Here is a 15963-nt window from a genome sequence, read left to right on the forward strand (position 1 = left end):
TTGCCGGAAGCGGGTGGTGTAGTTATCACGGGCTTCCGGCTGCGAAGGTAGGAACTTCTCTTTTTTTACCAAATCGATTATTAGGACTGATTTCTGTTCCAATCGTCCCATTGGTCTTTCACCATCTCCTCCAGTTTTCCCAGACAGCTTTTATAGGCTATGGCATGCTTCGGAGAGCGTTCGTCGCGGATTTCGATGCAATGGAACAGCCCTTTCAGTACATCCGGACAGCGTGGCATCAGCGGTATCTGCTTGATGATCCGTTCTTCTTTGTTGCACTCTTTGATGTCTTTATCCTGTACGGATTTCCAAAGAAACTGTTGCTTGAAAATCTCTTTTGCAAGGATTTCAAGTAATTCATTTTGAGTAAATAAGATGGGGAATCCGGGTAGGTGACATTGAGATATATCATCTACTGTCAACGGATTGCCTGCTTTGTCTACCATTGTTACGTTTAACGTAAAGTTGCCGATTTTTTCGGCAAAAGCCAAAAGGTTTTTTTTACCATAATTTTTAGGATTAATAATGCAGCAAATTTCTTCTTTTTTTATCAGAAGAGTGTTTTTTGCTTCTTATTTTTTCTGCTGACATTTAACAAAGTGGCAAAATTAAGGAATTTATAATTTTCTTGCCGAAAACTTTTCCGCTTCAGGCAAATGGGGAGTGTTTAATAGGATGTACGTGCCCGGATATAAAACTAGTTGCATATGCTACTATTTTATCGCTCGTTTAAGTGTTTGAATATTACCGTTGAATGGGAAAACTTGATGTTAAGTCATAGTTTTAATGATATTTTATAATTAACAGGCTTGTTTTACTATACAATCGTAATTGGAATGTTCCGATATTGGTCTGTTTGTAGTCTTTGTTGGCCTAACAAGTGTTATTGAACGACAAATAATGAAAAAGGAAGAACAACGATGCTAATTTGTTTCTACATTTGCGCGGTTGTTTATTTAACTATTTTGTTAAAAAGAAATCGGGCATGATTGAACAAAAGCTAAATTTAACTGTTTACTATAGTAGATTAAAGTAGATAAAACGCGAAACGTTCCTTGTCATGCTACTAAAATTCGATAGGTAAAGAAAGAATAATATAAATAAAGATTGCTTATGTCACAGATTATCGGACATATCTCACAGGTGATCGGCCCTGTGGTCGACGTGTACTTTGAAGGTACGGACGCAGAGTTAATGCTGCCAAGCATTCACGACGCACTGGAGATAAAGAGGCCAAACGGCAAAATACTGGTTGTAGAAGTTCAGCAACACATCGGCGAGAATACGGTTCGTACCGTGGCTATGGACAGCACTGACGGACTTCAGCGAGGCATGAAGGTGTATCCCACCGGAGGCCCGATCACAATGCCGATAGGCGAACAGATTAAAGGACGACTGATGAACGTAGTGGGCGACTCTATCGACGGTATGAAGAGTCTCGACCGTACAGGCGCATATTCCATCCACCGTGATCCCCCAAAGTTTGAAGATTTGACAACTGTGCAGGAGGTACTCTTCACGGGTATCAAAGTAATCGACCTGCTGGAGCCGTATGCCAAAGGTGGCAAGATCGGACTCTTTGGCGGTGCCGGTGTAGGAAAGACCGTACTTATTCAGGAACTGATCAATAATATTGCCAAGAAACATAACGGATTCTCCGTATTTGCCGGAGTCGGCGAGCGTACCCGTGAAGGTAACGACTTGCTGCGTGAAATGATCGAGTCGGGCGTTATCCGCTACGGCGAGGCTTTCAAGGAAAGTATGGAGAAGGGCGACTGGGACCTTTCGAAAGTAGACTATAATGAACTGGAAAAGTCGCAGGTATCCTTGATTTTCGGACAGATGAACGAGCCTCCGGGCGCACGTGCCTCTGTGGCATTGTCCGGACTGACGGTAGCGGAATCTTTCCGTGATGCCGGCAAGGAAGGTGAGAAACGTGATATCCTGTTTTTTATCGATAACATTTTCCGTTTCACGCAGGCGGGTTCGGAAGTCTCGGCTCTGCTGGGACGTATGCCTTCTGCCGTTGGTTATCAGCCGACACTTGCCACGGAAATGGGTGCGATGCAGGAACGTATCACTTCCACCCGGAAAGGTTCTATCACCTCCGTACAGGCAGTATATGTGCCTGCGGATGACTTGACGGACCCTGCTCCGGCAACAACCTTCAGCCATCTGGATGCAACGACCGTGCTCGACCGTAAGATTACGGAATTGGGTATCTATCCGGCTGTCGATCCACTGGCTTCTACGTCCCGTATCCTTGACCCGCACATCGTGGGACAGGAACATTATGACGTAGCACAGCGCGTGAAACAGATTTTGCAGCGCAACAAGGAATTGCAGGACATCATCTCCATCCTTGGTATGGAGGAACTTTCGGAAGAAGATAAACTGGTCGTGAACCGTGCGCGCCGTGTGCAGCGTTTCCTTTCGCAGCCGTTTGCCGTTGCCGAACAGTTTACAGGCGTTCCGGGCGTGATGGTAGGCATCGAGGATACAATCAAAGGGTTCAGAATGATTCTCGACGGTGAGGTAGACAACCTCCCCGAACAGGCTTTCCTGAACGTGGGCACGATTGAAGAAGCGATAGAGAAAGGCAAGAAATTGCTGGAACAAGCGAAAAAGTAATCGAAACAACATTCCATGATGAAAGAATTGCATTTAAGTATCGTATCGCCCGAAAAGAGCGTATTCGACGGAGAAGTGAAGATTGTCACACTGCCGGGAACGGTAGGATCGTTTTCTATCCTGCCGGGACACGCGCCGATCGTCTCGTCATTGAAAGCGGGAACGTTGGGTTATACCACGATGGACGGCGAGGAGCATACATTGGATATTCAGGGTGGTTTTGTTGAAATGAGTGACGGGACAGCTTCGGTGTGTGTCTCGTAAGGAAGACGAGATGGATAATATACAGCAGAAAAACACAACGACATGGTGAACATTAGTAAGACTAAACGGAATTTTATCGCACTGAATACGCTGTTTGCTATACTAAGCGGAGCAGCGGGAGCAGTGATTTTACACATAGCCTTGCCGGGGCATTATTTCGGAGGATATCCGTTTATACCGGTATATTTCTATATCTTCGGTTTGTTTAGTATTTATATGTTCGATGCGTGTCGGCGGCATGCTCCGCAGAAGTTGTCGCTGCTGTATCTGGCAATGAAGATGATAAAAATGATTCTCTCGCTGATTCTGCTGCTGATTTATTGTCTGGCAGTACGCGAAGAAGCCAAGGCTTTCTTGCTGACGTTTATCTCGTTCTATCTGTTGTATCTGATATATGAAACGTGGTTCTTCTTCTCCTTTGAAGTGAACCTGAAACGGAAAAAGAAAAATAAGAATAAAAATGAAACAGTTGCGTAACATAGTAGCTCCGATATTTCTGCTCTGCCTGATGTTGGTAGCCGGTCTGCCGGTCTTCGCGCAGACACAGGAAGATGTGACTCCGCAGGAGCAGAAAGAGAATACGGTCGATGTGAAGGAGATCGTGTTCGGACATATCGGCGACTCATACGAATGGCATATTACGACGTGGGGTAAAACGCACATTACTATACCATTACCTATCATTGTTTATAGTTCTACTACAGGTTGGCATACGTTCCTTTCTTCCCGTCTCGCTGAGAATGGAGGCACTTATGAAGGGCTCTCCGTCGCCCCCGAAGGAAGTAAGTACGAAGGCAAACTGGTGGAGTATAATGCAGCCGGAGAGCAGGTTCGTCCGTGGGATATTTCCATTACGAAGGTGACATTCGCTTTGTTGTTCAACAGTGTGCTGCTGCTGGTTATCGTGCTGAGTGTGGCGCAATGGTACAGGAAGCGTCCGCAGGGAGCGTTGGCGCCGGGTGGTTTTATCGGATTCATGGAAATGTTTATCATGATGGTGAACGATGATATCATCAAGAGTTGTGTCGGACCCAACTACCGGAAGTTTGCACCGTACCTGCTGACTGCGTTTTTCTTCATTTTCATTAATAACATCATGGGGCTGATTCCTTTCTTCCCCGGTGGTGCGAATGTGACGGGAAACATTGCCATTACTATGGTGCTTGCTATCTGTACGTTCCTTGCAGTCAACATCTTTGGAACGAAACATTACTGGAAAGATATTTTTTGGCCGGATGTGCCCTGGTGGCTGAAAGTGCCTGTACCGATGATGCCTTTCATCGAGTTCTTCGGAATCTTTACGAAACCGTTTGCCTTGATGATCCGTCTTTTCGCCAATATGCTGGCGGGACACATGGCGATGCTGGTACTGACTTGCCTGATCTTTATCTCGGCAAGCATGGGACCTGCGCTCAACGGTACACTGACGGTAGCTTCCGTACTGTTCAACATTTTTATGAATGCGCTTGAACTGTTGGTAGCTTTCATCCAGGCATATGTATTCACCATGCTTTCGGCCGTATTTATCGGACTGGCGCAGGAAGGTGCAAAAGTAAAAGCAGAATAAACGCGAAGAGAGAGCAAATAAATAAACGAGAAAATAAACCATTTTAAAACTGAAAATTATGTTACTATCAGTATTGTTACAAGCCACTGCAGCAGCAGTAGGAGTAAGTAAATTAGGTGCAGCTATCGGTGCAGGTCTTGCAGTAATCGGAGCTGGTTTGGGTATTGGTAAGATTGGTGGTTCGGCTATGGAAGCTATTGCACGCCAGCCGGAAGCCTCGGGTGACATCCGTATGAATATGATTATCGCCGCCGCCTTGATCGAAGGTGTGGCTCTGTTGGCGGTAGTAGTATGTCTGCTGGTATTCTTCCTGTAATATTAAATAGATATGTCATTACTATTACCTGATAGTGGCCTGTTGTTCTGGATGTTTGTCGCATTCGGGGTTGTGTTCGTGATATTAGCGAAATACGGTTTCCCCATCATCATCAAGATGGTGGAAGGCCGTAAAACCTATATCGACCAGTCCTTGGAGGTGGCAAGGGAAGCCAACGCCCAGTTAGCTCATTTGAAGGAAGAGGGCGAGGCGCTTGTGGCTGCTGCCAACAAGGAACAAGGACGAATCTTGAAGGAGGCAATGGAAGAACGTGACAAGATTGTTCACGAGGCCCGTAAGCAAGCAGAGATAGCCGCACAGAAAGAACTGGATGCGGTGAAACAACAAATCCAGATAGAGAAGGATGAAGCGATCCGCGACATCCGTCGCCAGGTAGCTGTGCTTTCTGTCGATATCGCCGAGAAGGTGCTCCGCAAGAACCTTCAGGACAAAGAATCCCAGATGGGAATGATCGACCGTATGCTGGATGAAGTATTAACCCCTAATAAGAACTAAGGAAGATGGAAGTCGGAGTACTCTCAATGCGATATGCCAAAGCGATGATCGAATACGCCCAGGAGAAAGGTGTGGAGGATAGACTCTACAACGAATTCTTCACATTGTCTCACAGTTTTCGTGTCCAGCCGGGACTGCGCGAAGTGCTTGATAATCCTGTGGTGTCGGTAAAGGACAAGTTGGCGCTGATATGTACGGCTGCCGATGGTAACGGTGAATCCAGCAGAGAGTTTGTCCGTTTCATCACGCTGGTTCTGCGAAACAGGCGCGAAGGCTATTTGCAGTTCATCAGCCTGATGTATCTCGATCTTTACCGGAAACTGAAACACATCGGAGTAGGCAAACTGATTACGGCAGTCCCGGTGGACAAGGAGACAGAAAACCGGATCCGTTCCGCAGCAGCACATATTCTGCATGCCCAAATGGAACTGGATACTGTGATCGATCCCTCGATAGAGGGGGGCTTCATCTTCGATATCAATGATTATCGGCTCGATGCAAGCATTGCCACGCAGTTGAAACGAGTGAAACAACAGTTTATTGATAAGAATAGGAGAATTGTATAATGTCTGAAAATATAAGAGTAAGCGAAGTATCCGATATATTGCGCAAGCAGCTCGAAGGTATCAATACCAACGTGCAGCTCGACGAGATCGGTACGGTGCTCCAGGTAAGCGACGGAGTGGTACGTATCTACGGATTGCGGAACGCCGAAGCCAACGAATTGCTGGAGTTTGACAACGGCATCAAAGCCATTGTGATGAACCTCGAAGAGGACAACGTAGGTGCCGTTCTGCTGGGACCTACCGACAGAATCAAGGAAGGCTTTATAGTGAAACGTACCAAGCGTATCGCCTCAATCCGTGTAGGTGAAAGCATGCTGGGACGTGTCATCGACCCGTTGGGCGAACCGCTCGACGGAAAAGGGCTGATCGGCGGAGAACTGTATGAAATGCCGTTGGAACGCAAAGCGCCGGGAGTTATCTACCGCCAGCCGGTAAACCAACCGTTACAGACGGGCTTGAAAGCTGTAGACGCTATGATTCCTATCGGACGCGGACAGCGTGAGCTGATTATCGGCGACCGTCAGACAGGAAAAACTTCCATTGCGATTGATACGATTATCAATCAGCGCAATAACTTTCTGGCAGGTGACCCGGTGTACTGTATTTATGTAGCTATCGGTCAGAAAGGTTCTACCGTGGCTTCTATCGTAAATACGCTCCGTGAGTATGGAGCGATGGATTACACGATTGTCGTTGCCGCTACGGCAGGTGATCCGGCAGCGTTGCAGTATTATGCACCGTTTGCAGGAGCTGCCATCGGTGAATATTTCCGTGATACCGGCCGTCATGCGCTGGTGGTTTATGATGACCTTTCCAAGCAGGCAGTTGCTTATCGGGAAGTATCGTTGATTCTTCGCCGTCCGTCCGGGCGTGAGGCGTATCCGGGTGATATTTTCTACCTGCACTCCCGTCTGTTGGAACGTGCGGCAAAGATCATCAAGGAAGAAGAAGTGGCACGCGAAATGAACGACCTTCCGGAGAGCCTGAAAGGTATCGTGAAAGTGGGTGGTTCACTCACAGCTCTGCCTATCATTGAGACGCAGGCAGGAGACGTTTCGGCATATATCCCGACGAACGTGATTTCTATTACCGACGGACAGATATTCCTCGAAACGGACTTGTTTAATCAAGGTGTCCGTCCGGCTATCAATGTCGGTATTTCTGTATCCCGTGTAGGTGGTAACGCTCAGATTAAGGCGATGAAGAAAGTGGCCGGAACCTTGAAGATGGACCAGGCACAGTATCGTGAACTGGAAGCCTTCTCCAAGTTTAGCAGTGATATGGACCCCATTACGGCGATGACTATCGACAAGGGACGTAAGAATGCACAATTGCTGATTCAGCCTCAGTATAGTCCGATGCCGGTAGAACAACAGATTGCTATTCTGTATTGCGGCACGCACGGTCTGCTCCACGATGTTCCCTTGGAAAACGTACAGGATTTTGAACGCAGCTTCATCGAATCTTTACAACTCAATCATCAGGAAGATGTGCTGGACGTTCTGAGAACCGGTGTGATAGACGATAACGTGACCAAGGCTATCGAAGAGACTGCCGCTATGGTTGCTAAACAATATTTATAAAATGAAGACGCTGTGTCAAAAGTCAATAGTAACTGAACTGGGACTGACTTTTGACACACACTCATTCTTAATTCTTAATTTAAATAGTTATGGCTTCACTGAAAGAAGTAAAAACCAGAATAAATTCGGTAAAGAGTACCCGAAAAATCACTTCAGCAATGAAGATGGTGGCTTCTGCCAAGTTACACAAGGCACAAGGAGCCATTGAAAATATGCTGCCTTACGAAAGGAAGCTTAACAAGATTCTGACCAACTTCCTGAGTGCCGACCTTCCTGTTGAATCTCCTTACATCAAGGCGAGGGAAGTGAAGCGTGTGGCAATCGTTGCCTTTTCTTCGAATACGTCGCTCTGTGGTGCTTTTAATGCAAATGTGATTAAGATGCTGCTGCAAACGGTCGGTGAGTTTCGTACACTGGGACAGGATAATATCCTGATATTTCCGGTAGGGAAGAAGGTGGATGAAGCAGTGAAGCGCCTGGGATTCGAACCGCAGGAGACTTCACCGACGCTTTCCGACAAACCATCGTATCAGGAGGCTTCCGAACTGGCACATCGCCTGATGGAAATGTACGTATCCGGAGAAATAGACCGGGTAGAACTGATCTATCATCATTTTAAATCAATGGGCGTGCAGATTCTGCTTCGCGAAACTTATCTGCCTATTGACCTGACACGGGTCGTGGATGAGGAAGAGAAGCAAAAGGAAGAAGAAGTACAAGGAGGTGAAATAGCGAATGATTACATTATCGAACCTTCTGCAGAGGAACTGATCGCCAATCTGATCCCGACGGTATTGAGCCAGAAACTCTTTACGGCTGCCGTGGATTCGAACGCTTCGGAACATGCGGCACGCACATTGGCGATGCAGGTGGCTACGGACAATGCGAACGAATTGATTCAGGATTTGACGAAGCAATATAATAAGAGTCGCCAGCAAGCTATTACCAACGAATTATTGGATATTGTGGGTGGTTCTATGCAGTAAATAACTTTGCACGATAACACTATTTTGTGAATCGGTATTCCGTTTTTAAGCTTTGTCCGGCTAGTAATTAAATAATCTATATATTTGAAAATTATTTGAGAGGTGAGATTGTTTTGATGGGAACAAAACAAACCTTGATAACTAACAAAACAAATATATAGATTATGACACAAAAGCGATTATTCGGCATTTCTGGTGCTATTGCTACGGCAGCATTGATTGGTGGGCTGTTGGCTGGATGTATGGAAAAAGATCTGTACGATCCTAATTATGGAAAAGAACCTCTTCCGGACCCTAGCGAGTATTTCGGATTTGAAACACGTGGCGACGTGAAACTTTCAGTAAATTATGATTTGCCCGGACTTGTGGCTCTACTTGAAGTGTATGATGAAGACCCGATGGAAGTAGTGGACAATGTTCCGGTAAAGAAAGAAGGGGTTGAAGCTTTATTCAAAATTTTCACGGATGGAAATGGAAAATATGAAGGGAAAATGAATATTCCGACTTCTGTAGAGACTGTTTACTTGTATACATCAAGCTGGGGAGTACCCCGATGCGTAAAACTAGATATCAAAGATGGGATGGCTAGTTTTGATATGAGTAAAAAGGATTCTTCTACTGCCAATACTAAAGCGGTAACGCGTTCTTATGACTTTTCGAAAGGTAGCGTGCCGTATCTTATCAATTCCGGTGCTAATTTGTATTCATTGTGTAAGTGGGGAGAAGGAGGAAATCTCACCTATATTTATAATAGTCAAACAGGAAAGCCAGACCCTATTAATAATGGATATGTAACACCTCAAAAACAAGTGGGTAATGAATTGATTGGAAATCTTGTAGAACGTTTAAACTCTTTTTTCAAGCCATCCGGAGGTTCTGTTGACAACGCTTATTTGTATAAGGGATCTGAAATCACTAATATTAATGTAACACAAGAGGGAACTACGTTAGATTTGGTCTTTCTTGACAGGGACGCTTCATTTAATAATTCATTTGGATATTATTATTATAAAACAAGTGATGGAGTTAGTAACTCTAATATGAGGAAGTATATCGTATTTCCAAATGTTGCTTTTTCCGTATATAATGGAGCTTTATCTATTTTGAAGTGTGGAGATAAAGTACGTCTGCTCTTTTGGGGTGAGGATGGTAAACCAAGTGAAAAATTTCCGAAAGGATATACAGTAGGATGGTTTATATATGCAGATGGGTATCATCAAAATGAGAATGAAATTGACATTACAAAACCATTAATAACTTCTAATGGGTATTCTAATGGTGGTTTCGTATCTGTAAAAGATGAAAAGAGTGGAAAAACCATTATTGGTGTGGAAGATGGAGCAAACAGAAGTTTTTGTGATCTACTATTTTATGTAGATGCTTCTCCGGAAAGTTCTATTGATAATCCGAACAGACCCAATATCCCGAGTGATGATAAACCAATAGAAAAGCCGGATGCACAGGAGAACTTAAAGGGGACTTTAGCCTTTGAAGATATTTGGCCTGACGGGGGAGATTATGACATGAACGACGTGATCGTAGAATATAATCGTGCCATATATTTCAACACAGAAAACATGATAAATAAGATTGTGGATACATTTACGCCCACACACGACGGAGCGATGTATGATAATGCATTTGCTTATCAGATAGATGGAGGACAGTTTGGTAAAGTGACTTCAGATAAGGATATAAAAGTGGAGAGCGAAACGTCTTCTATTATTGTATTCCCAAGTGTAAAACAAGCTGTTAAGGGGAAAGTGGGTACATGTACGATAACCAGAACCTTTGAAAAGGCCACTTTTAATAAGGAGAATCTGAAGATATATAATCCGTACATTATAGTAAAATATGCGGCAGGGCAACAGAACCGGACGGAAGTACATCTGCCTAAATATTCACCGACATCTTATGCTGACAAATCGCTGATAGGTTCTAGTAAGGATGTCTATTACATTGATCGTGACGGAGCTTATCCGTTTGCCATCGATATTCCGATGTTGAATTTCATTCCGGTGACGGAGACGCATAACATTGATACGGAATATCCTTATTTCAAGAATTGGGCTGATTCTTGGGGATCAAAATCTACAGATTGGTACAAGAGATATCAGTCTCCCAAGAATTAAGAAACAAAAACAATTTCGATATATAACTGTGACACGACTTTGTGTTCTGATTTGATCCGGTCCCGGTGTACTTCAAGCGAGAAGATACCGGGACCTTTTTTGTTTATTTGTATACAAATATTTCGGGAGTAAAGAAATGATGATGAAAATACCGGCTTGATTATTGCTTTTCCTTACATTCAATTTCGGTGGTTGGAATCTATTCAGTACCTTTACCGAAAATTAGAGGAAACATGGAAAATAATCCTGAACTACAACTAGCTTGGCAGTTCATTGAAAATACAGGCACGCATCTGTTTCTTACCGGAAAAGCCGGAACCGGAAAAACTACATTTCTAAAACGATTGAGAGAACATACCCCCAAGCGCATGGTCGTATTGGCTCCAACAGGAATCGCAGCTATCAACGCCGGAGGGGTGACGATTCATTCATTCTTTCAGTTGTCTTTTGCTCCGTTTGTGCCGGAAACGACTTTCAATTCTGCCAAGATGCACTACCGTTTCAGCAAAGAGAAACGGAATATTATCCGCAGCATGGATCTGCTTGTTATCGACGAAATCAGTATGGTACGTGCAGATTTGCTGGACGCTGTGGACGCGGCTTTACGTCGTTATCGTGACCGTGAAAAACCTTTCGGAGGTGTGCAGTTGCTGATGATCGGCGACTTGCAACAGTTGGCTCCTGTGGTAAAAGACAATGAATGGGAGCTACTGAAGAATCATTACGAGACTCCATATTTTTTTGCCAGCCGTGCACTGAAGGAAACGGTGTATATGACCATTGAACTAAAGAAAGTCTACCGTCAGAGTGATACTTTCTTTCTTTCTCTTCTGAACAAGATACGCGAAAATAAAGCAGATGATGAAGTGTTGAACGAATTGAATCGTCGTTATCAGCCCGGTTTTCGTCCACGGAAAGAAGAAGGGTATATCCGACTGACAACGCATAACTATCAGGCCCAGCAGGTGAACGACCGTGAACTGGCATCACTGTCTGGACGGGCTTATAGTTTTCGGGCGGAGATAGAGGGAAATTTTCCTGAGTACTCGTACCCTGCGGATGAAGTGCTTACAGTCAAAGAAGGAGCACAGATCATGTTCCTTAAGAATGACGTTTCATCAGAAAAACGTTACTATAACGGCATGATAGGCGAAGTGATGAGTGTTGACGAAAAAGGAATGTCCGTACGTGGAAAAGACAGTAGTGATGTCTTTCAGTTGTTGCCCGAAGAATGGGGGAATTATAAGTATGTGCTGAACGAAGAAACGAAGGAGATCACGGAAGAAATAGAAGGTGTGTTCCGGCAATATCCCATCCGTCTGGCGTGGGCTATCACGATTCATAAGAGTCAGGGTCTGACGTTTGAGCGGGCGATTATCGATGCTCGTAACTCTTTTGCTCATGGGCAGACGTATGTAGCATTGAGCCGTTGCAAGACTCTGGAAGGAATGGTGTTGGAGACTCCTTTGCGTAGGGAGGCGATAATCAGCGATAGCATTGTAGATAATTTCACAAGAGATGTGGAACAGAATAAACCGGGGAGCAAGCAGTTGAACGACATGCAAAAGGCTTATTTCTATGATCTGTTGAATGATTTATTTAATTTCTATTCGCTTGAGCAGGCTTATAAGCGGTTGCTCCGGATGATGGATGAAGAGCTTTATAAACTTTATCCGAAGTTGCTTGCCGAGTATAAAGAACTGGCTCCGCATCTCAAAGAGAAGGTGGTGGAAGTTTCCAATCGCTTTCGTAATCAATATACGCGTCTGATTAACGGGAATGAAAATTATGCCGGAAATGAGGAGCTACAGCAAAGGATTCATTCTGGTGCTACTTATTTCTGTGAAGCATTGCTTCCTGTCCGGGCGCTGTTTGACAAGACCAGTATGCCTCTTGATAATAAAGAGTTGCGGAAACAACTGAATGAACGTTTGCAGGCATTGGACGATGCTTTATGGATTAAAGAGTCTTTGCTGGATGCGATGCGGACGGAGAAATTTATGGTAACGGATTATCTGAAACGGAAGGCGAAAGTGATGTTAAGTCTCGAAGGGGAAACTGCTTCTTCCGGTTCTTCTACCAAGGCTCCGAAGGAGAAAAAAGAACGGAAAGAACGCACTCGCAGCAATTCAGGAAAGGTGAAAGTAGAAGTTCCGACGGATATTCTGCATCCGGAACTTTATCGTGCTCTGTCGGAATGGAGAACGGCAAAGACGCGCGAAGTGAATATGCCGGCTTATGTGATCATGCAGCAAAAGGCATTGATGGGTATTGTGAATCTGTTACCGGATACACCGGTAGCTTTGGAAGCGATACCTTATTTCGGTGCGAAAGGAGTGGAGAAGTACGGACTTGAGATCTTGGGCATTGTGCGCAAATATATGAAGGAGAACAAACTGGAACGACCGGAGATCTTTACTTCTGTTTCGGGGAAAGAGGATGCAAGGGAAAGAAAGCTGGATGCACAGCATAATGAGGAGAAAGAGAAGAAGAAAGATTCAAAGCTGGTGAGTTATGAAATGTTTTGCCAGGGGATGACGATAGAAGAGATAGCCAAAGCTCGTGATTTGGTGACAGGAACGATTGCTACTCATCTGGAACATTATCTCCGTGAAGATAAAATAAAGTTGGAACAGGTAGTGACAGCGGACAAGATAAAGAAGGTCCGGACTTATCTGGAGACCCATGAATTTATGGGAGTGGTGGCTATTAAAGCTGCATTGGGAGATGACGTTTCTTACGCTGATATTCGTTTTGTGTTGGCGACGGCGGGGCATTAAAAAACTCATTTTAATAAAAAAATAATGTCCGAAAAGCTACTGACAGAATGATAGGTCAGATATGCTTTTCGGACATTATGGTATGATGGGGTACAGAGTTATAAGTTACAGAAGAAAGAAACGAATACAGGCACGCTGATATCGATCAGAATACCATGCAAAATAGCGATAGGAATCATTTCTTTTCCCGAATATCTGCTGATGGAAGGTAATAATACATCCATTGAGTTGACTCCTGCCGCTGAAATGGGAGCAAGTTTCCCGAAATACTTCTTGATAAGCGGTGTACCCAAAAGTGCCATCATTTCGCGAAAGATATTAGTCAGCAGGGCAATGGTACCCAGCTCTGTAGCCAACTGTATTCCGATGGTCGGTTCCTTGAACTGAGTGATCAGGATGGAAGACAGCGAATAATAGGCGAATCCGCTTCCTACTGCCATACAGTCGAATACACTCCATTGACTTAGCAAAATGCTTGCCAAGGCAGAAAACAACAATGTGCCGGTAATGGTACCCAATGGAATCAGCAGCATTTTCGGGTGCAAATGTGAGATGATCGCTTTCAGGTTCTTATTGGAACCGATGCTGATTCCTACTTGCAGCATCAACGCATATAGTATATACATGGAAACAGTATGTGTGTCGAACTGGAATTTATTAAAAACTCCCATGATACAGCCTACACAGAAAAATACGATAACGATGAGACTTCCTTTCATTGTTTACCTCCTTTCTTGAAAAATAGTTGTAACACAAGCCGGGCAGCCAACAAGCTCCCTAATACGCCGGATACGGCAAGAATGATCGCCTGCCATCCAAACTTACCGAGATTATTCACAATCAGGCTATTAGAGCCAATGGATACTCCAAGGATAAAGAGTAACAGGAATATTGTAAGAGAAATTGTCTTTTCAGTCTTTTGTAAGATACTCCAGTTACGTAATCCGTATCCGATACCGATTCCCAAAAACATGGTAGATATAATAGAGAACATATTGTAATATATTTTAGTTGGTTAGGTTAAACAATTCATAAATAGCATAGATAATCCCCAAAAAGACATACATCTTATTGACAATCAGATGGAAATACTGTCTGTGAGTAACGAAATAAGTCAACAGGCAGTTAGGGGTAAGAATGAGTAAGGGGAATTTAGATGAATCCGCTGAACCAATGTACATGCACGCAACATGACGTGCAGAAATTGGGAATTTCCGCATGAAATATAAGGGCGTTATGTAATTGTAATGTTTGATTCATCTTCTGGTTCTTTAATTCGGGTGCAAAGATAAGAACTTATTGCATATTTTCAAAATAAATATGCAATAATTAGAATGGGAAAGGTAGCTGAAACTAGGAATAGAATGTAGTAAAAACTTGGTTATGTAGACCTTAACCTTTATATATTATGTGTTTATATCATTTTTATTTAGTTGCCAGTTCGATGCCTGAGTCAAATTTCTATGTTGTGTAGAGCACATACTTTTATTTGTGCAAACAATCTGATTAATAGGATTTGTCGGTTAATGTTTCCACTCCATGAGGATGTCTTTCAGCTTTCGTGGCTGGTAACCAAGTATAGTCCGGGCTTTTGCTATACTCATCCCACTGAAACGGGGACGGGGAGTAGCTTCTTGCATTTCTTCTGTTGTGGCAGGGTGAACGAGCGAACGGTCCAGCTTCATGTAGTCTGCTACCTGAAAAGCAATTTCTGCGATGGTCAGGCATTCCTCGCCACAGATATGAAAAATTCCGTTTGCGGCATTTTCTACCAGGTGTTGTACTCCGGCTGATACGTCACCTACATAGGTGGGCGTGCGCCATTGATCTGATACGACACGGATTTCTTGTCCTGCATTCAAACGATTCATCACCAGTTGCACGATGTTTCCATGTTGTCCCGGCAATGCTTTTCCGTAGACAATCTCTACGCGGGCAATAGCATAGTTACTACAGATTTCAGTCACTTTCTCTTCTCCTTTCCATTTGGTGAAACCGTAATAGTTGACGGGAGCAGGGAGACTTTTTTCTGTATAAAGCTGTCCGGACTTCTCGTCTATCTTTCCGTCAAAGACGAAGTCTGTAGATAAATGAATGAACCGGCTTTTGTAACTTTCGCAAAGATGTGCCAATTGTTCTACTGCCGTAACATTTGTTAGCCAGGCTTCTTCGTGATGCGTTTCGCAATAATCGGGGACGGATAAGGCGGAACAGTTGATGACTACATCGGGTTGTACGTCTTTAAAAAGTTGCTTTACGACTGCTTCATCCCGTATATCTGTGGTGATGAAATGATAGTTGCCTCCATTCTTCGGAAGGATATCCGGATGCAGGGAACATCCTGTTACCTTATATTGTGCCTTGCTCGACAGGTCATTCAGTATTTGGCGTCCGGTGAATCCATTGGCACCGATAATTATTATATTCTTCATGGGCTGTTTTATAGTCGTTCGTTTCAGTCATATGAGTTTTTCTCAGTCACATGAGTGAGTTTCGGTTCAGAAATGGCTTTTCTATATTTATTTTCACAAAAGTAGAAAATAATTTTAGTTACGCAAATAGATTTCGTAGTTCCCTTTTTCTTTTGCTCTTTTGCGAATTTAAGCATATCATTATCAGGTC

General features: G+C 44.0%; 15 protein-coding genes. 11 read left to right on the plus strand and 4 right to left on the minus strand.

Annotated elements, in window-relative coordinates:
• Window positions 1-80: 80 nt before the first annotated feature.
• Window positions 81-491, minus strand: coding sequence for a hypothetical protein (locus tag BT_RS03555; protein ID WP_008765587.1), 411 nt, complete (start codon window positions 489-491; stop codon window positions 81-83).
• Window positions 492-1113: 622 nt separating this feature from the next.
• On the opposite strand from BT_RS03555, the gene atpD reads away from it, so the two are divergent.
• The 11 genes from atpD to BT_RS03610 all read left to right on the plus strand — a co-directional run bounded on the left by atpD (window position 1114) and on the right by BT_RS03610 (window position 13341).
• A complete protein-coding gene (gene atpD, locus BT_RS03560; RefSeq protein WP_008761388.1) occupies window positions 1114-2631 on the plus strand; it encodes a F0F1 ATP synthase subunit beta in 1518 nt (505 codons plus the stop codon).
• An 18-nt stretch (window positions 2632-2649) separates the two neighbouring features.
• The gene (gene atpC, locus BT_RS03565; RefSeq protein WP_011107410.1) at window positions 2650-2895 is read left to right on the plus strand and encodes an ATP synthase F1 subunit epsilon; all 246 of its coding nucleotides are present in this window, start codon (window positions 2650-2652) and stop codon (window positions 2893-2895) included.
• Window positions 2896-2937: 42 nt separating this feature from the next.
• Window positions 2938-3372, plus strand: coding sequence for a hypothetical protein (locus tag BT_RS03570; RefSeq protein ID WP_008765589.1), 435 nt, complete (start codon window positions 2938-2940; stop codon window positions 3370-3372).
• Window positions 3356-4462, plus strand: coding sequence for a F0F1 ATP synthase subunit A (atpB, locus tag BT_RS03575; protein ID WP_011107411.1), 1107 nt, complete (start codon window positions 3356-3358; stop codon window positions 4460-4462). The genes BT_RS03570 and atpB overlap by 17 nt, the downstream gene beginning before the upstream one ends.
• A 58-nt stretch (window positions 4463-4520) precedes the next feature.
• Window positions 4521-4778 (plus strand): ATP synthase F0 subunit C, encoded by a 258-nt coding sequence (atpE, locus tag BT_RS03580; RefSeq protein WP_004295758.1) that lies wholly within the window; start codon window positions 4521-4523, stop codon window positions 4776-4778.
• A 12-nt stretch (window positions 4779-4790) separates the two neighbouring features.
• Complete coding sequence (gene atpF / locus BT_RS03585) at window positions 4791-5294, plus strand: F0F1 ATP synthase subunit B (protein ID WP_008761391.1); 504 nt, start codon at window positions 4791-4793, stop codon at window positions 5292-5294.
• A 5-nt stretch (window positions 5295-5299) separates the two neighbouring features.
• Window positions 5300-5860, plus strand: coding sequence for a F0F1 ATP synthase subunit delta (locus BT_RS03590; protein WP_008761392.1), 561 nt, complete (start codon window positions 5300-5302; stop codon window positions 5858-5860).
• On the plus strand, window positions 5860-7443 hold the full coding sequence (gene atpA, locus BT_RS03595) for a F0F1 ATP synthase subunit alpha (protein ID WP_011107412.1): 1584 nt from the start codon (window positions 5860-5862) through the stop codon (window positions 7441-7443). The genes BT_RS03590 and atpA overlap by 1 nt, the downstream gene beginning before the upstream one ends.
• Window positions 7444-7532: 89 nt before the next feature.
• Complete coding sequence (locus BT_RS03600; protein ID WP_008761394.1) at window positions 7533-8429, plus strand: F0F1 ATP synthase subunit gamma; 897 nt, start codon at window positions 7533-7535, stop codon at window positions 8427-8429.
• Between the two features lie 164 nt (window positions 8430-8593).
• On the plus strand, window positions 8594-10561 hold the full coding sequence (locus BT_RS03605; protein WP_011107413.1) for an LruC domain-containing protein: 1968 nt from the start codon (window positions 8594-8596) through the stop codon (window positions 10559-10561).
• Between the two features lie 233 nt (window positions 10562-10794).
• Window positions 10795-13341 (plus strand): helix-turn-helix domain-containing protein, encoded by a 2547-nt coding sequence (locus BT_RS03610; RefSeq protein WP_011107414.1) that lies wholly within the window; start codon window positions 10795-10797, stop codon window positions 13339-13341.
• Window positions 13342-13439: 98 nt separating this feature from the next.
• Here BT_RS03610 and BT_RS03615 read toward each other — a convergent pair whose 3' ends face one another.
• From BT_RS03615 to BT_RS03625, 3 genes are all read right to left on the minus strand, one after another.
• Window positions 13440-14060: a lysine exporter LysO family protein gene (locus BT_RS03615; RefSeq protein ID WP_008761396.1), complete on the minus strand. Its 621-nt coding sequence runs from the start codon at window positions 14058-14060 to the stop codon at window positions 13440-13442.
• Window positions 14057-14335, minus strand: a complete 279-nt coding sequence (locus BT_RS03620) for a LysO family transporter (protein ID WP_008765593.1) — start codon at window positions 14333-14335, stop codon at window positions 14057-14059. The genes BT_RS03615 and BT_RS03620 overlap by 4 nt, the downstream gene beginning before the upstream one ends.
• 529 nt (window positions 14336-14864) lie before the next feature.
• The gene (locus tag BT_RS03625; protein ID WP_008765594.1) at window positions 14865-15773 is read right to left on the minus strand and encodes an SDR family oxidoreductase; all 909 of its coding nucleotides are present in this window, start codon (window positions 15771-15773) and stop codon (window positions 14865-14867) included.
• Window positions 15774-15963: the final 190 nt, after the last annotated feature.

Origin of the sequence: Bacteroides thetaiotaomicron VPI-5482, assembly GCF_000011065.1 — a bacterium.
Classification (GTDB): domain Bacteria; phylum Bacteroidota; class Bacteroidia; order Bacteroidales; family Bacteroidaceae; genus Bacteroides; species Bacteroides thetaiotaomicron.